We start from the raw sequence: 17,772 nt of genomic DNA, 5'->3' as shown, positions 1-17,772 counted from the left end.
CAGACTGATTTGAATAGTAATGAAGCACAAATCCATACTGCCACTTAAAACTACAGTACTACTTACAGTGAGTTAAATGCCAATGAAATTAACCATAGTTATGATTTCAGTTACGCAAACAAAATATTCAGCGACCTTTATTAAGATGATTAATCTTATAAAGACCACTTATAACAGAAGATAAACCTAACAAAACACAAAAAAGAAAATATTAATTAGAGAACAAAACGAACGCAAAAAAAGTGCAAAAGCAGTATAAATTCATACAGACGGACCGTATCGGCGAAAAAAAACAAACCTCTCGCCGCCATACGACGATTAAAAAAGCGGGGGAAAGGGTGTATAAACCCTCTTCTCTCAAACGAACAGGCCCAAAATGAGTTCAGGATCAAGCCTGAACGCGTAATAAATCAGCTAATGAAACCGTTTTAAAGCGGCGTACCTTGGTTAGTTTTTTTCCAGCTGACCTCAACGCCTGGAGCGGGGTTGATCGGCACCATACGCGCCAACACCAACGAAACGGCGCCCATCGCTGCACCAGTCAAGAACACAGCCGCAGGGGAGATAATCCATAGCAATCCGTAGGCCGCCGGTAGGATAACCGCCGCGATATGATTAATGGTAAATGAGACTCCGGCGGTGGACGCTAAATCTTTAGGGTCTGCTATTTTTTGCAGGTAAGTTTTCTGTGCGATAGCCATCGAAAACAGCAGGTGATCTGCGATATATAAGCCGACGGCGATCCAAGGATCGGACACTAAGGCATAGGCGGTGAAGACAACAATCAAGCCGATATATTCGACCGACAGGGTTTTTCGCTCTCCCCAATAACCAATGAGTTTGCCAATTTTGGGGGCAAAAACCATATTCAAAGCGCCATTGACGAGAAACATAATAGATATTTCGCCAGCAGAAAAGCCAAACTTTTCAACCATCAAAAAGCTAGCAAACACCATGAATATTTGTCGCCGCGCACCGCCCATAAACACCAATGCGTAGTACAACCAGTAACGTTTACGCAGCAGGAGTTTTTTATGCTGTTCGACTTTACCCGGCATATGCGGGAAGAATAGCCAGCAAAATAACGTAATGGCAACGGTTACACCCCCGCCCAACAGATAAACGGTTTGCATCGATAAACGAGACACGTCCAGTGCTAACCACACCAAACCAAAGGCCACCAAGCTGGCAAAGGAACCAATCGCCACCATCTGCCCTAAACGGTGAGGCGCTTCCTCTTTACTAAACAGTTGCAGTGATAAGGATTGATTCATGGTTTCGTAATAGTGAAACCCCAAGGACATCAGTACCGTCGTACAGTAAAGCCCTAACTCCGTTGGAAAAAAGCCGGTCATCGCAGTGCCCAAGCCCAGTAATAACATCGATACCAGTGCTAGGGTTTGTTCCCGCAGCAGCACTAACAACAGCACGGCACCAAATGAGAGAAACCCAGGGATCTCCCGTAATGATTGCAAAATACCGATCTCGACCCCGGTAAAGGCGGCTTGTTCGATGGCAAAGTTATTCAGTAATGCCATCCACACGCCCATCGATAACGGCATTGCCGCGGCGAGTAAAAACAGAAACATTTCCGGACGACGGATAAAATTCAACACAGTGACTCCAGCGAATCAGGGCACAACCAAATGCCAATACCCGACTCTGTTACTCAGTTAAGTTTAATGTTCTACTTTAAAAAACATCTCACCTGTCGTATATAATAAACCATGCCAACTTATATCGAAAAACAGACAGAACACCCTGAAACCCAGAACCACTGGCTTAACCCTGATGGACAACCCTTTAACCGGCTCGAACAGGTACCGCGCCAACTGGTTATTCGCCAAGTAGACCATACGGCAGGTTTTTATACCCCTTTTCACAGTCATGGCTGGGGACAGCTTTTATTTATCGCCGATGGTCTGATTCAGGTGTCAGCCAAAAACATTGGCTACTGGGTCGTACCGCCTCAACGAGCGGTCTGGATTCCCGCCTATATCGAGCATGATACCCGCACCATTCATCCAGTGCAGATGCGCAACGTCTATATCGCTCCGGACGCGTCTAAACATCTACCGAATCACTGTCAGGTAATCCATGTCACCCCACTGTTGCGAGAACTGATATTAGCGATGGTAAATTTCGATACCCTGTATGATGAAACGGGAGCTGAAGGACGCTTAGTCGAGGTGTTTCTCGATCAACTCAAAGCAACACCGGAAGCCCCCTTGCATCTGCCACATCCGAAGAGCAAGCCACTGATAGAGATAGCCCATCAGTTGAGGGATAACCCTGCGGATGCTCGTTCAATGGATGATTGGGGAGCCGAACTCGGTACCAGCGCCCGTTCTTTAGCACGCCATTTTCGGCAAGAAACGGGGATGACCTTTGGTCAGTGGCGACAGCAGGCGAGATTATTAGCCGCGCTCACCCGTATTGCACAGGGAGATGCCATCGCTAATATTGCCCAAGATCTCGGTTACAACAGCCAGAGCGCTTTTATCACCATGTTTAGAAAAGCGTTAGGAAAAACGCCGGGGCGTTATTTTGAACAAGAGTAACGGTGATAGCAGCGTCATGACTCACCCGTTATCGAACCAGTGAGTCATATCTGGCATGGTGATATTGAAAAGAGCAGCAGGTTAAGTACGCTTAATCACCACGGTGACTGCTTAGAGAATCGTGGCTAAAGTCAGCGTTATCGCTTTGATAGCCATCAGAGTGGTGACTATGAAGCACGAGATCAACATGCATAACCAGCCAAAGCGTTAACGAAATAACCCCGACAATTAAACCTACCGGTGCGGCCAAGTTATACAACACATCACCTGAATATAGATCGGTGTAGCGGCATGAAACCCAAAGACTCGCTAAAATAATGACTAATGATTTCATCTTATTTCCTTATAAGAATTAGCAGTATTATCAATAGGCCTGATCTAATAAAACACTAATCAATCCCTACTCTATTTCTGATTCCTTCCGTCTTCCTGATACCTATCAGTTATCTGATTAAAACATCTAATCACGACAAACTAGGTTATAACTTACCCATCAATCTAATGATTCACAGATAAGGAATACACTTTTAGAGCAATGATTTAATTCAGAAAGGAGCTAAAAGAGGTGCCAAGATAGCCACTTCATTTTCATCCTCTGAAAATGTGCCAATCTATTGATCCGTTACGCTGAACGTATACATCAGCGGCTAACGTGTATCCATTTAGGTGTATATTGACAAAAAAAACGGTGAGTTACAAATTTTTTTACGTGTCACAGTTTTTGACAGTAAGTTAACTCTGCATAAATTACCACTAACGAAGAGTCCACAAATGCAGCAAAAACCACCGAGTATTAAAACAAAATGAATTTTAACGCTCGGTTCCAGCACCCTATCGGGTTAAAAAAGGTTCAAGATCAACAGCGGTTAACCACTAATACGAGCAATTAACGCCGCTTGGGAATCGACAGAATGATAACCATCTTCTAACAATTCAAAACCGGTAAAAATAATTTCCAGCGCCCGGTCATTGGTCAGCAACATCACAATGGAATAGTCTTTGGTTTGCTCGATTTCATAGACACCAGATTTAAACCAGCTCGTCGCCATCTCCATCTGTTCTAGATAATCTTTACGGGAAACCGAATGAAACTCCAAAGGAACCGCATCACTACCTTTAAACTGTACGGCCGTATAGGTTTTAGGCACCGACAAAAAATCCCGTTTAGTGGCATAGACAACGGTCAGTAGTGGTTCACCTTGGGGGTTATGGCTAATAAAAGAACAATCCGTACCCGGCTCGGTTTCCAGCGGCGGCAGTTCTGAAAAACGTTTTAAAATCATCTGATTAATATCCTGTCAACTGTGAAGCTAACTCTAACGTCAGCTTCAAAAAACGTTACATCAATATCTGCTCTTTAATAATCTTTCCATGACCCGCTTGCTGCAGCCCCTGTAAGATTTTTAACGCAGCATAAGCATCATTAGCGGCATAGAGTAACTGAGCATCGCTGAGCGTTGGTAGCGCCCAGTTAGAAGTGGAAACCCGTTTCGATTTATTAAATTTTTGCCCAAACTGCACCGCTATCGCCGCTTTGACACCTAACTGACGCCGATATCCGAGCTTACGATAAACCGCATCGAGATCCAGTATAGCGGTAATCTCAACACCAAACTTACGGCGGATATGACTACGATCCGATTGTAAGCCAAAGCCCACTTTGACCACCTGCTTAGCCTGCAATACCTGACAAATAACCGGATAGGCTACTTGATCATGTAGTTGAAAAATATAGCCGGTGCTGGCGGTACATAACTGCACTACATGAGGCCCCTTAGAGGGCTGATCTTTACGAAACACGGGTTTTGATTCGGTATCGAAGCCGACAAACGGACTGCTTAACAGATCCTGCAACGCGGCCTCAAGAGCCTCTGGGCCGACAGGTAAGCAGATATGCTCCAGTGTCAGTCCCTGAAACAGAGGAAACAGAGCAATCTCTTCCCGTGTCGGTGGCAGCAGCTTCTCTTTCATTGTTTATCAGCTTTTTTTACTGCTTTTCGCCAGCGCTTTGGCCCACACGGAATCACTGTCTGCGGTTTTAGGAGTTGGTTTTGTCGGCGCCGGCTTATCTGTCTCAGGCTTATCTATTACAGGTTTAGCGGTCGCGGGCTTATCAACAACAAACTTAACCTCTTTGCTGGCACGTTTCTCAGACGGTTTACGTACCGGCTTATCTGCCGTTGCAGTCGCCGTGGCAGTCACACGCTGGGGTTTATCACTATCGATTGCCGGTGCCTTATCGCGCCACTGGTGTTGCAAACCCGTTAAAAAGTTACGCAACACCTGATCTTTACATTCACGGTAGTTCTGATGGCCTTGTTTACGAAACAACGCACTCAGTTCATGTTTACTGAGACTCACACCCGCTAACTTCAACAACTGCAGAATATCATCGGCCGTAAGATTCAGAGCGATCTTCAACTTACGGAAGATGATATTGTTATTGAGGTGCCGTTCAGGCTCGGGCTGATCACCCTCTTTGCGGCCGCGTTTTTCGATAATCAAACCATTGAGAAAGGTCGCCATCTCCTGATCGGTAATGCGCACATACTCAGGGTCTTCCTCTTTTTTCAGCCAACCACCGAGTTGCACCCGGGTAACCGCCAGATTGGCATGACGAAAGACACCTATCATTTTGGTATCACTGAAATCAAAGGTATAGCGCAGACGGCGCAGAATATCGTTATTGGTCACAAAAAAAGTCCGGACAGTAAAGAATAAGGATGGCACTTTAACACAGATAGGCGGCTTTCATCCCCCATTGTTTAGGGATTAGCTTGAACATCGATCGTTCAACAAATAGACCTACCTCGCATTAACCCAAGCCTCACCATAAACGTTCATGGCGAAACGGTTTATGCCGTTAATATCCTTGGGTTTTATCAACGCTCGGCGGTATCGTCCCCTGCGTCAGATAAGTACTGATATTAGCAGCAACGATCCGACTGGCAGTTGCCACACTGGTTGGCGCTGAAATATGCGGTAATAGAGTAACTGCGGGGTGGCCCCATAGCGGTGATTGTGTAGGTAACGGTTCTTGAGCAAAAACATCTAACACCGCATGACTGACCTGCCCCTCGTCTAAGGCCTGCAGTAAGTCGTCATCAATCACCGTAGGACCTCGCCCAAAGTTAATCAGTGCGGCACCAATTTTTACCCGATTAAAAAAATCACGCCCCATCAACCCTTTGGTCGCCGGAGTCAGAGGGAGTAAATTAACAATAATGTCCGCCTGCGCCACCAACTCACATAGAGATTGTTCACCCGTATAGCAGGCCAGCGAATCAATGCGCTTTAGCGTCCGACTCCAACCTGACACCCGAAAGCCGTTATCCACGAGTCGCAAAGCACTCTTTTGCCCCAGTACTCCCAGCCCAAGAATCACAATATGGCGATCGCAAGCATCAATATAAGGCTGAGGTCGCCAGACGTTAAGTGACTGTTGCTGCCGATAACGGGGCATATCACGATGCAGATAGAGGCTCCATGCCAGCACCGCTTCGGACATCGCCTGGGCTAGGTGAGGATCGGTTAAACGCACAATATCAAATGGCAAGTGCGCTAAATTGGCCATCATCCCTTCGACCCCAGCCCACACGGAATGCAACCAAATCAGATTACTCAGTTGAGCCACCTCATCTGGGTCTGGGTTCGCCACTACCGCCACGCTCACCTGCGCTTTTGCTTCATCACTCAACTGAGAAAACAGCCGGATATCACAGCTGGGCAACAGTTCGCGGAGGGTTGCACACCACTGATCCGCCTCAGCGTTATCGAGTTGATGTACAAACGGGATAAGTGGTCGCATGCTGCGCTCCTTAGATAGCTGAGATAGTCTGCTTACTTCAGTTTTCTATAGGCAAACAGCAGAATAAACGCCCCCACTGTAGCGGTCACGATGCTACCTAAGCTCAAACCGTCTAAACTACCGAAGCCGATCAAGCTGCCGAGGAAACCGCCAACAAAGGCACCCGCAATACCCAGCAATGTAGTGATAATAAAACCACCGCCATCTTTACCCGGCATAATCCATTTCGCCAGCATACCCGCAATCAGCCCTAAAATAATCCAAGATATAATGCCCATCGTCTTACCTCTTATCGTTTTTATATGTCTAAATTAGATACACGTTGTAAACCGCTGTATACAGCTTCGGCCAATCGTCACCCGGGGCTTAAACGTCACACTTCAATCCTGTGTAAAGGCTAATGATATTTCACCCAGGTCTTCATAGCTTAAGGTGAAATAGTCACCCGGCGCGATCTCGATCACACCCGCATATGAACTAGTAATCACCTGCTGACCCGCTTTAATATCGATACCCTGTTGACGCAAAAAGTTAACCAACCAAAACAACGGCAACAGAGGTTCAGCGCAGGGGTGTTTACCCGCAAAATGCTTTACCTCTGGCGTCGATGCGGTTGTCAGCGTTAGTTCGATCGTTGAGGCCTGAAAAGCCTGTTCCAACGAGATTTCAGGCCCTATAAACAAGCCCTGATTAAATAAGCAGTCGGCCAGATGCTCAATAAAGCTCACCGAATCCGGTTGCAGGTAGCGGCTGAGAATAAACTCCAGCGCTAGATGCGCGCCGGACAGCGCCGCCACAATCTCCTGCTCGGTATAGGGTGTTGGCCGGTGAGGCAGATCTTGAGCGAAACAAAAAGCAATCTCGGGTTCAATTTTACACCACCCTTCGTCCGCGATGATGGGACAGGGTGAAGTGGTATAGATGCTGTCACTAAAAATTGGCGCGACCACCGGCACATCGGTTAAACCATCGACCGCAATCGGCAAAGCACATTTCCAACCGCCGACGGGATTCCCCTGCTGCGTCATCAGTTCAAGCAAGCGGTGTTGAATCGCCAAGCCATCAGACACCGAGTTAGGACGACATTCAGCCTTGAGAGGTCCGGTCATGCGGTTATTCAACCGCCGAGAGAGTAATGTCTGAGCGGCCGCATGAATATCTGCCTGCTGCATAGCGTGTCCTAAGAGTCAGTTAAGGGTTTTGATACGCTGATCAAAACGCCCACTGTACCTTAAAGTTGGACAAGAGGAACTATTTCAAACAGAAAAAAGACGACCCGAGCCGAACCATGCTCAAACTAGGTGATAGATAAAGAAAAACCAGCGGCATCGGAGGAGATGCCAGCCGGTTTTTGAGGTGATGGAACTGGTTATTTAATCAGACTATTTTGCCCGACTGGAGTGCCATTAAACTCACCCATCGCATCCAATAGTGCATCCCAAAGATAGCCCGCTGAAGCACTATCACTGAAAATAGAAAACACCGGTTTGCCCGCCATCTGATGGTGACAGATAACCCCACTGACACGCGCCAGTGATGTCATCACTAAATCACCTAAGGCAAAATTTTTCTCCCGCAGATCGACCGCGCAGACTTTCGCCATCACATCGGCCAGATGATCACCGGACATCACCAACCAAGCATAGCTGTCATGGCAGTACACCGGATAAATACCGGGGCCGGTCAACTGCTGTTCTAACGCCGACAGATCAACCGTTGCATCGGGCACTGCAAGCAGCCAGTACTCGTTATAACCCAAACGCAGCACCATCAGTCCCTCATCCGACAGGGTCAGTGTATTGGGTTTTTCAGGCTGCAGCAGCCCCGCCGCAACCAGCGCATCACCAGCCGCGGGGCCTCGCAAGCCAAATCGCGGCAAGACTGAAAGATCGGTCAGCCCTATGTCAGGATCGTTCTGCCCTTGAGTACCCTCTCCTTGAGTACTCTGCCCTTCATAACTCAGCACCTGTGCGGCACCGGCAACTTCGATATACTCAGCCTGCTGGTGTTTGCGATAGATAAAACTACGGCTATCAAACTGTTCAGGGATTATTAGGCTCATGGTCACATCTCCTGTCTTAAGTTATCAGGATCATAGAAAGGCAGTGCCACTACATCAGCCTTAATCTCTTCACCGTCTACACGAATGCTAATCTTCGAACCGGGCTCACTATCGGCAATATCCGCATAGGCCAAACCGATAATCGCTTGACGGGCAGACGAATATTCACAGGAGGTCACATTGCCAGCAATCCGATCCCCTTTTAAAACCAGATGCCCCTCTTCAGGCTTGGTACTACCCGTCGGTAAGGTAAAGCCCACCAGTTTACGGGTTTGTGGTTGCGCCATCACAATATCCACCGAACGGCAGCCGATAAAGAAGGGCTTTTTGCGATTCACCGCCCAACCCATATCCAGTTCACCCGGATGGCTCATCCCATCGGTATCCTGACTGACAATCACATGGCCTTTTTCAAGTCGTAACAGACGCTGCGTTTCAACCCCGAACGGCTTAATATCAAACGCCTTGCCGGCCGCCATTAACGCATCCCAAAGGGCTTCACCATAGCGAGCAGGCACATGTATCTCATAACCCAGTTCACCGACAAAACCAACCCGTAATAAGCGTGCGGGAATATCAGCCACCTTGCCTTCTCGATACGCGAGGTACGGAAAGCCTTCAGGGCTAAGATCAACATCACTCACCAACTGTTCAAGCACTTTACGGGAATCTGGGCCTGCTAAGTTCACCGCCGCAAAGGCGGAAGTTACATGTAAGATATCAACGTCTAAACGCCACTGCGCATTCCACTTAGTCATCTCACGGTAGACACGATCGACACCACTGGTCGTCGCGGTCACATAGAAGTGATCTTCCGTGATCCGGCAAGCCACACCGTCATCGATCACCACCCCATGCTCGTTCGTCAGCACCGCGTAACGGGTACGACCCACCGGCTGTTTAAGGAACGCAAAGGTATAGATGCGGTTCATAAACTCTGCGGCATCGGGCCCACGCAATTCGATACCACCGAGGGTACTCACGTCGATCAGGCCCACTTTAGAGCGAACATGCTCGGCTTCTTCACGAATCCAGCGATCTCGCTGGGCCGCATCACCATAATAGGCAGGACGGCGCCAGTTGCCGGCGGCAATCATTTTTGCTCCGAGTTCTAGGTGACGGTGATGCATCGCCGTTTGACGACGAGGATCAAAGATCCGACCAGCCACATGGGCGAGTTTTTCCGGTGCAAACGGTGGTCGAGCAGTGGTCACGCCGGTTTGCGTCACGGTGCGATCAGTCGACTTAGCCACCAAACGCGCGGTAGGCAAGGCAGAATGGCGCCCCTGGGATGGTCCCATGCCAACGGTTGAAAAGCGTTTAACCAACTGCACATCGCGATAGCCCAATCGGGTGGCGTTAACAATATCTTTCGCCTGTAGATCTTCATCATAATCGACAAAGTCTTTACCTTTCGGATGACTAAAGATCGGCCAACTAAAGTTGGGTTTCGCCTGACAGCTAACCGGTTGTTCCGCCTCATCACTGAGTTCTAAATTATGGAGTGCTCGAAGCGCCGCATTAGCACCATCAATTACCACTGCATCCAGTGTATGCAGACCATTCACGGAACCGGCGATATGAACGCCTTGCGGTATCCCGGACAGTTGAAACTCAGCCAGTTCATCTTTATAGCTCAGCTGCGCACCAGCCTGACAAAGTAGCTGATAAGCGGGCATATAACCGGCCGACATACAGAGCAGATCACACTCAAGAGTGCTACCCATAGCACTCACTTCGCCTTCAGCGATGATGGTGCGAATATCAACCGCCGTAATGTGCTTATTACCCTTACTCGGGATCGCCTCATAAACAGTGCTGTTCTGTATGACCTTAACACCCTTCTGTTTCACCATTCCCAGCAGCTCAGGCCAAGGGTGCTGTGGACGTAGGTCAACGATGGCTGAGACTTCGACACCATTATCCAGTAGTTCCAATGCGGTTAGATAACCATCGTCATTACCGGTCAAGACCACGGCTTTGCTGCCCGGCTTAACCGCATATAACTTCATCAAACGGGTGACGGCACTGCATAGCATGATGCCGGGTAGATCATTGTTGCGGAATACCACATGCTGCTCATAGGCACCGGAAGCGACGATGCACTCCTTCGCCCGCAGTTTATACAGCCGCTTACCTTTAATCAGCGGCAGGTAATTATCGGTAAACCAAGCATTACAAACAGTATCCGTCATCACTTCGATATTGGCATGAGTGGTGACTTTTTCAATCAGTTCGTGGCGTAGGTTATCAGCCTGCAAGCCTTCAATATCGAAACGGTTATAGGTGAGCGCGCCACCTAACAGAGGCATCTCTTCAACCAACAAAACCTGAGCCCCGGCATCGGCCGCTTTTAGCGCAGCACTCAGCCCCGCAGGGCCCGAACCGATCACAACCACATCGGTAAACAGATATTTTTTATCGTAATATTCCGGTTTAAAATCCAGATCGATCTTGCCTAATCCGGCTTTCTTACGGATATAGCCTTCCCATTTATCCCACACCCCCATCGGCTTAAAGAAACTACGGTAATAGAAGCCTACCGGCATAAAGCGACCAAAGTTACCCAGATAAGCATCTTTATCGCCTTCCAGTGTACCTTTATAGTTTTGCCCTTCGATCTGCATACCTTCAGCGGCCACCTGTCGGTCGGCCAAAACATTGGGCTCACCACCGAGCTGCACTAAGGTATTGGCATCCTGACCGGCCATGGTTAATGGCGCACGAGGACGGTGATATTTAAATGAACGGGACATTAGCCATTGTTGGTTAGACAGCAAAGCACTGGCAATGCTATCGCCTTCAAACCCACTATACTGCTGCCCTTCGAAACTGAACGAGAGAGGTTTTTCTCGGTCGATCAGCAACCCTGCCGGGGCACTAAGACGCTTCTCGCTGTTCATGCGGTTATCTCCTCAGACGCACTCGGCTCTTCTTTTGCCTTGAACTCGACCCGACTGGTATATATTTCAGCAGGATCATAGGTGCGTAAAATCTCATCACTGCCGGTATGCCGCTCAGCGATAAACCAATAGCCAGAAGGTGCATGCAACCACCATTCGGTTATCACGCCGATCTGGTTATCACTATAAAAAACATAGTCTGCCCACTCTTTATCAGTACAGTTATTAGGGTCCGGCATCTGCCGAACCTCGCCACCGTGGACAAACTCACTACTATTTCGGGGTCCATTCAGAGGACAATTAATAATCTTCATTGCAGATTCCTCAGTGACTGGCCGCCGTAGCGCCCATCTCATTAACCTGGCGGAAGGTATCGAAACGCGCCATAGAGAACGGTTTGATGAGTTCCGGCACCTTACCGGTTGCCACGAGTTCAGCCATCGTTTTGCCGCAGATCGGTGTCGCTTTAAAACCCCAAGTTCCCCAGCCAGCATCAAGATAGTAATTTTCAACGGGGCTAAGGCCCATGACAGGACTATAATCGGTAGTCATATCGGTTAGCCCTGCCCACTGACGCATCAGGCGCATATTCGCCATAAAGGGAAACAGTTCTACCGCATGGGCTAACAGACTCTCCTTTAATTCCATCGTCGAACGGGTGTTATACAAGGGGTAAGGATCCGAGCCACCACCGAATACCAGTTCGCCACGGCCCGTTTGTTGGACATAACAGTGCAGTGCCGGTGAACTCACCAAGGGGTTAAGAAAGGGTTTAACCGGCTGCGTCACCATCGCCTGTAGGGGATAAGTCGTGATCGGCATACGAATGCCCGCCATCGCCCCGACGATAGAGCTATGGCCAGCCACCGCCTGTACCACACAACCACAACGAATCTTGCCACGGTTGGTTTGCACCCCGGTCACTTTGCCTTTATCGACATCAACGCCAGTCACTTCAGTCAGTTGATGCAGTTCAACGCCGCGTTGAGTCGCGCCTTTCGCATAGCCCCAGGCGACCGCATCATGTCGTGCGGTTGCCCCATCGATATGCCACAGTCCTGCCAATACAGGCTGATCCGCAGGGTTCATATTCAGACTCGGTACCAACTCACGAATCTGTTGCGGGTCGATCAGTTCAGTTTTACCACCAAAATGCTTATTCACTTCGGTACGCTGGCGAAAGCCTCGAATCGCCGCGTCGGTATGTGCCAAGGTCAACTGACCCCGGCTGGAATACATAATATTGAAATCAAATTCGTTGGATAAACCCTGAAACAGTTTTACCGATTCGCTGTAAAACTTAACCCCTTCAGAGGTGAGATAGTTAGAGCGGATAACTGCGGTGTTCCGCGCCGTGTTACCCCCTCCGAGATAACCTTTTTCCAGCACCGCGACATTGGTAATACCGTGGTATTTCGCCAGATAATACGCGGTCGCTACACCGTGACCACCACCACCGATAATCACTACATCGTAGTGAGGCTTCAGCGCCGAAGGCGATGGCAGATCCGCATTCTGTTCAAACGGGTAGTCTTTATTAAGACCGTATTTCAGTAATGAGAAAGGCATTAACCTCTCCTCCATTCAATGTCACATGTTCTGTATTACCCTAAGACGAGTCCTAGGGATTAGACAGACATCTGTTGGCGCGCAGCCGTCAGGGTATTCTTCATCAGGCAAGCAATCGTCATCGGCCCAACACCACCCGGTACTGGAGAGATGGCTCCCGCCACATCCACCGCTTCACTAAAGTCGACATCACCAACGAGTCGCCGTTTACCCTCTTTCTCAACCGCATTGATGCCCACATCGATCACAGTTGCACCCGGCTTAACCCAACTACCCTTGATCATCTCAGGCCGGCCAACCGCTGCCACTAAGATATCCGCCTCACGACAGAGCGCTTCGATATTTTGTGTTCTGGAATGCACAATGGTGACGGTACAGTTCGCCTGTAACAGCAGTGCTGCCATCGGCTTACCGACAATATTTGACCGCCCCACCACCACCGCATGTTTACCGCTCAGATCACCCAAAGTTTGCTCAAGCATGATCATGCAGCCCATCGGAGTGCAGGGAATCAGATCCGCACCACCCGACGCGAGCGCGCCGACATTCAGCGGATGAAAGCCATCAACATCTTTGTGTGGGGCGATTAAACGGATGATCTCAGGTTCACTCAGTTGTGCGGGTAATGGCAGTTGAACGAGAATGCCATGCACAGACGCGTCGTTATTCAGTTGCTCAACCAGTGCGTTCAGATCTGCCTGAGTGGTATCTGCCGACAAACGATGTTCGGTGGAGTTAAAGCCCGCCGCTGTTGCCTGTTTAACTTTATTACGCACATATACCTGACTGGCCGGGTCTTCCCCTACCAGTACTACTGCCAAACCGGGCGTCACACCCGATGTGGCAATAAATTCACGGGTATCGAGTGCTAACTGTTCAACCACTGCGGCTGAAATTTTCTTGCCATCGATTAAACGGTTCATGATCAATACCTATTTGAATACAACAGTTCGGTTACCATCTTGGAAAACACGATGTTCGGTGTGAAGCTTGACTGCCCGAGCCAGTGCCACCGTTTCAGTATCACGACCCATGGCCACCAGCGCATCCGCCTTAAAGGTGTGATCAACCGGCTGTACAGACTGCTCGATGATAGGACCTTCATCCAGATCGGAGGTGACATAGTGGGCTGTCGCACCGATCAGCTTAACGCCACGGGCATGAGCCTGATGGTAAGGTTTTGCCCCTTTGAAGCCGGGCAAAAATGAGTGGTGAATATTGATCGCACGACCACTCAGTTGCTTACACAGCCCATCGCTGAGAATCTGCATGTAACGCGCCAACACGATCAATTCAGAACCGGTTTCATCGACAATATCCATGAGTGCGGCTTCTTGCTCTAGCTTGTTCTCTTTGGTCACCGGCAGGTAAACAAAGCGGATACCTTCACGTTCAGCCATCGGCCGCAAATCTTTGTGATTAGACACAATGGCAGTGATCTCCATGTTGATCTCCCCCTTGTGCAGGCGATACAACAGATCATCAAGACAGTGATCAAACTTACTGACCATAATCAGAGTTTTCATCGGCGCTTTAACCGACACCATCTCCCAAGTCATGCCGAAGCTCTCGGCCACTTCGGGAAACTCCTGCTGCAAATCACTGATCAAATAGCCGCCACTCTCAACATGAAAACGGGCCCGCATAAAAAAGTTGCCACTGCCTTCATCATCAAACTGTGCCAGTTCACTGATATAACAGCCACGTTCCGCCAGAAAGGTGGTGACTTTAGCAACAATGCCACTTCCGGCGACACAGCTGGCTTTTAATACAATCTCATTATCTGCTTCGTGTTTACTCATGATGGCGACTCCATAGTCTCCGTTTACTTTATTCAGGTTACTGGCTGCCGATCACGGGATACGCTCGCACCCCGTGAGGCCTCCACTCGTATTTAGTGAGTTATTTCGACCTTAGAACCCCTTACCAGGAATCCAGCTAGTACCGGCTAACGGCACATTGGCCATCGCCGCAGATTCAACGGTCAGCGCCACCAAATCTTCAGGCTCTAGGTTGCGCAGGTCGTTCTTGCCACAGGCACGGGCCAGCGTCTGAGCTTCCAGCGTTAATACGTTGAGGTAGTTCGCCAAACGACGACCGGCATCGACAGGGTCTAAGCGCTTCATCAACTCAGGATCTTGCGTCGAGATACCGGCAGGGTCTTTACCCTCGTGATAATCATCATAAAAACCGGCAGCCGAGCCGATCTTATTAAACTCTTCTTCATACATCGGGTGGTTACAACCCAGCGCAACCAGAGCAGCCGTACCAATGGCTACCGCATCAGCACCAAGAGCCATACACTTAGCGACATCCGCACCGTTACGGATACCACCGGAAACAATCAACTGAACCTTGCGGTGCATACCCATCTCTTGCAGAGCACGGACCGCTTGTGGAATGGCCGCCAGCGTTGGAATACCGACATGCTCGATAAACACTTCTTGAGTTGCTGCCGTTCCCCCTTGCATACCATCGACCACGATCACATCAGCGCCCGCTTTAACCGCTAACTTCACGTCATAGTAAGTACGGGTAGCGCCCACTTTGATGTAAATCGGCACCTGCCAATCGGTAATTTCACGCAGCTCCTGAATTTTAATTGCCAAGTCATCAGGCCCGGTCCAGTCGGGGTGACGACAAGCCGAACGCTGATCCACGCCCATCGGTAAGGTACGCATCTTAGCCACTCGATCGGTAATCTTCTGACCTAACAACATACCGCCGCCGCCAGGTTTAGCGCCCTGACCGAGTACCACTTCAATGGCATCGGCTTTACGCAGATCATCTGGGTTCATACCGTAACGGGATGGCAAATACTGATAGACCAACTTGGTAGATTGGCCACGTTCTTCCGGTGTCATACCACCATCACCAGTGGTGGTCGAAGTCCCCATCAAGGATGCACCACGACCCAACGCTTCTTTAGCATTCGCCGACAGCGCACCAAAACTCATACCGGCAATCGTGACTGGAATATCCAGCACGATCGGTTTTTTGGCATAACGTGTTCCCAGCGTTACCGAGGTATTACATTTTTCACGGTAACCCTCCAATGGGTAACGGGACATACTCGCGCCTAGGAACAACAGATCATCAAAATGGGGCAGCTTGCGCTTAGCACCAAAACCACGGATGTCATAGATACCGGTTTCAGCAGCACGGCGGATTTCGGTCATCGTATTACGGTCAAACGTTGCAGACTCGCGCAGACCTGGTTTTACTTTAATATCTTCACTCATCGTTTTATCCTCGAAATCGGCCTTAGTAAGCAGAGGTGTTATCTACTTTAAAGTTGTACAACTGGCGGGCTGTGCCATAACGTTTAAATGCAGTCGGGTCTTCATCAACACCGGCGCGATTCAGCAGCTCCGTTAGCTCTTCGATATGTTCGTCACGCATCTCTTTGGCGATACAGTCAGCCCCTAGAGATTTCACTTCGCCTTTTATATAGATATGGGTTTCATACAGAGAATCACCTAAGGCATCACCCGCATCACCGCAGACTACCAATGAACCCGCCTGCCCCATGAAGCAACTCATGTGACCAACGCTACCCTTAACCACAATATCCACGCCTTTCATCGAGATACCACAACGCGCGCCCGCATCCCCCTCGATTACCAGCAAACCACCATGAGCGGTCGCACCGGCGGCTTGAGAGGCATTGCCTTTAACCCGCACAGAGCCTGACATCATGTTTTCCGCCACACCCTGACCGGCATTACCGTGAATAGTGATGTGGGCTTTTTTATTCATACCGGCACAGAAATAACCGGTAGGACCTTTAATATCGACGGAGATATTCTGATCGAGGCCGCAAGCGATGTTGTGCTGACCTTTCGGCTCTAACACTTCCCATTCCCGCTCGGTGCATTCAATAGTCTGATCATGCAGCGCCTGATTCAGGTCGCGAACAGTGCATTCAGTTAAATTAATTGTTTTCATCATTTCACTCCTGTTTCGCTGCTGCGTTCCCAGACATAGATAGTCGCTGGCTCGGGTTCCCAAATCTTGGCGTTTTCAATACCCGGTAAGGTGGTTAATGCTTGGTATTCAGAGGCCATCGCCACATAATCATCGGTTTCTGCCATTACCGCCGGTTTGCAGGCAATAGGATCACGCATCACAGCAAAACCGTCCCGAGTCCCCACGGTAAAGGTGAAAAAGCCATCCAGATCTTTCAAAGAATTGGTCAGAGCTTCGTTTAGCGTGTCGCCCTGCTGTAGACGCCAGGTGAGATAGCCAGCTGCGACTTCAGAATCGTTTTCGGTCTCGAACACAATGCCTTCACGTTGCAGTTCTTGACGCAAACGGTTGTGGTTTGACAGTGAACCGTTGTGTACCAAGCAAAGGTCCATACCGGTTGAGAACGGATGGCTACCTTCCATGGTGACGGCAGACTCGGTCGCCATGCGGGTATGACCGATGATGTGGCTGCCCTTCATCCCTTTCAGGTTGAAGGTTTTAGCGATATTTTCTGGCAGGCCAACCTCTTTCAGGATTTCAATTGATTGACCAGCACTCAAAATCAGAACATCCGGTGCATTTTCAGTAATAAAGGCTTCGGCGATACCGTCACTAGTATTAATTTTAAAGATGGCGACCTTGCTATTATTAAACCACTCAACACCGACATTCAGTTCCGTTTTCAGCTTGCCGGCCAAACCAGCCCAGTCATAATCTTCATTCGCATGACGCAACGTTAACTTGATGCTGCCTTCAGGCACTTCATCACCGTAGATTGCAAAACCGGCACTGTCAGGGCCACGATCTGTCATCGCAATCAACATAGGTTCGAACAACTCACCTAGTTGACTTTCCAAAGCCTTGTTCTTCAAATAAAGGCCAACAATTCCACACATAGTT

General features: G+C 49.2%; 18 protein-coding genes. 1 reads left to right on the top strand and 17 read right to left on the bottom strand.

From position 1 onward, the window contains the following. Positions 1–428: 428 nt before the first annotated feature. Positions 429–1,616: an MFS transporter gene (locus AC0L4K_RS07230; RefSeq protein WP_417225490.1), complete on the bottom strand. Its 1,188-nt coding sequence runs from the start codon at positions 1,614–1,616 to the stop codon at positions 429–431. Between the two features lie 111 nt (positions 1,617–1,727). Between AC0L4K_RS07230 and AC0L4K_RS07225 the strand changes: the two genes are divergently transcribed. After that, complete coding sequence (locus tag AC0L4K_RS07225) at positions 1,728–2,561, top strand: AraC family transcriptional regulator (protein ID WP_473268775.1); 834 nt, start codon at positions 1,728–1,730, stop codon at positions 2,559–2,561. Positions 2,562–2,652: 91 nt separating this feature from the next. Here AC0L4K_RS07225 and AC0L4K_RS07220 read toward each other — a convergent pair whose 3' ends face one another. The 16 genes from AC0L4K_RS07220 to AC0L4K_RS07145 all read right to left on the bottom strand — a co-directional run bounded on the left by AC0L4K_RS07220 (position 2,653) and on the right by AC0L4K_RS07145 (position 17,768). Next, positions 2,653–2,895, bottom strand: coding sequence for a hypothetical protein (locus tag AC0L4K_RS07220; RefSeq protein WP_417225486.1), 243 nt, complete (start codon positions 2,893–2,895; stop codon positions 2,653–2,655). Positions 2,896–3,427: 532 nt separating this feature from the next. Continuing rightward, a complete protein-coding gene (locus AC0L4K_RS07215; RefSeq protein WP_473268773.1) occupies positions 3,428–3,844 on the bottom strand; it encodes a hypothetical protein in 417 nt (138 codons plus the stop codon). 55 nt (positions 3,845–3,899) lie between these two features. Continuing rightward, positions 3,900–4,532: a 3'-5' exonuclease gene (locus AC0L4K_RS07210; RefSeq protein ID WP_473268772.1), complete on the bottom strand. Its 633-nt coding sequence runs from the start codon at positions 4,530–4,532 to the stop codon at positions 3,900–3,902. A gap of 6 nt (positions 4,533–4,538) precedes the next feature. Beyond that, the gene (locus AC0L4K_RS07205) at positions 4,539–5,255 is read right to left on the bottom strand and encodes a DUF1456 family protein (protein WP_417225481.1); all 717 of its coding nucleotides are present in this window, start codon (positions 5,253–5,255) and stop codon (positions 4,539–4,541) included. A gap of 169 nt (positions 5,256–5,424) precedes the next feature. Then, a complete protein-coding gene (locus tag AC0L4K_RS07200; protein ID WP_473268771.1) occupies positions 5,425–6,369 on the bottom strand; it encodes a 2-hydroxyacid dehydrogenase in 945 nt (314 codons plus the stop codon). Positions 6,370–6,401: 32 nt separating this feature from the next. Continuing rightward, on the bottom strand, positions 6,402–6,647 hold the full coding sequence (locus AC0L4K_RS07195) for a GlsB/YeaQ/YmgE family stress response membrane protein (protein ID WP_417225477.1): 246 nt from the start codon (positions 6,645–6,647) through the stop codon (positions 6,402–6,404). Positions 6,648–6,749: 102 nt separating this feature from the next. Next, positions 6,750–7,541, bottom strand: coding sequence for a 2-keto-4-pentenoate hydratase (locus tag AC0L4K_RS07190; RefSeq protein ID WP_473268770.1), 792 nt, complete (start codon positions 7,539–7,541; stop codon positions 6,750–6,752). Between the two features lie 197 nt (positions 7,542–7,738). Continuing rightward, a complete protein-coding gene (locus AC0L4K_RS07185) occupies positions 7,739–8,431 on the bottom strand; it encodes a sarcosine oxidase subunit gamma (RefSeq protein WP_473268769.1) in 693 nt (230 codons plus the stop codon). Positions 8,432–8,433: 2 nt separating this feature from the next. Further along, on the bottom strand, positions 8,434–11,334 hold the full coding sequence (locus AC0L4K_RS07180) for a 2Fe-2S iron-sulfur cluster-binding protein (protein ID WP_473268768.1): 2,901 nt from the start codon (positions 11,332–11,334) through the stop codon (positions 8,434–8,436). After that, positions 11,331–11,648, bottom strand: a complete 318-nt coding sequence (locus AC0L4K_RS07175) for a sarcosine oxidase subunit delta (RefSeq protein WP_473268767.1) — start codon at positions 11,646–11,648, stop codon at positions 11,331–11,333. Before AC0L4K_RS07175 ends, AC0L4K_RS07180 begins: the two co-directional genes overlap by 4 nt. A 10-nt stretch (positions 11,649–11,658) precedes the next feature. After that, positions 11,659–12,903: an FAD-dependent oxidoreductase gene (locus AC0L4K_RS07170; protein WP_473268766.1), complete on the bottom strand. Its 1,245-nt coding sequence runs from the start codon at positions 12,901–12,903 to the stop codon at positions 11,659–11,661. A 59-nt stretch (positions 12,904–12,962) separates the two neighbouring features. Beyond that, entirely contained in the window at positions 12,963–13,826 is an 864-nt protein-coding gene (gene folD, locus AC0L4K_RS07165) for a bifunctional methylenetetrahydrofolate dehydrogenase/methenyltetrahydrofolate cyclohydrolase FolD (protein ID WP_473268765.1), read from the bottom strand. A 9-nt stretch (positions 13,827–13,835) separates the two neighbouring features. Then, positions 13,836–14,705, bottom strand: a complete 870-nt coding sequence (gene purU, locus AC0L4K_RS07160; protein WP_417225463.1) for a formyltetrahydrofolate deformylase — start codon at positions 14,703–14,705, stop codon at positions 13,836–13,838. Between the two features lie 111 nt (positions 14,706–14,816). Continuing rightward, on the bottom strand, positions 14,817–16,145 hold the full coding sequence (locus AC0L4K_RS07155) for an FMN-binding glutamate synthase family protein (protein WP_417225461.1): 1,329 nt from the start codon (positions 16,143–16,145) through the stop codon (positions 14,817–14,819). A gap of 22 nt (positions 16,146–16,167) precedes the next feature. Then, entirely contained in the window at positions 16,168–16,854 is a 687-nt protein-coding gene (locus AC0L4K_RS07150; protein WP_473268764.1) for a GltB/FmdC/FwdC-like GXGXG domain-containing protein, read from the bottom strand. Then, positions 16,851–17,768 carry a class II glutamine amidotransferase gene (locus tag AC0L4K_RS07145; RefSeq protein WP_473268763.1) on the bottom strand — a complete coding sequence of 306 codons (918 nt, stop codon included), beginning with the start codon at positions 17,766–17,768 and terminating at the stop codon, positions 16,851–16,853. Before AC0L4K_RS07145 ends, AC0L4K_RS07150 begins: the two co-directional genes overlap by 4 nt. Positions 17,769–17,772: the final 4 nt, after the last annotated feature.

Source organism: Amphritea sp. GJ51-11, assembly GCF_055808735.1.
This window is presented reverse-complemented; position numbering and strand designations above follow the sequence as displayed.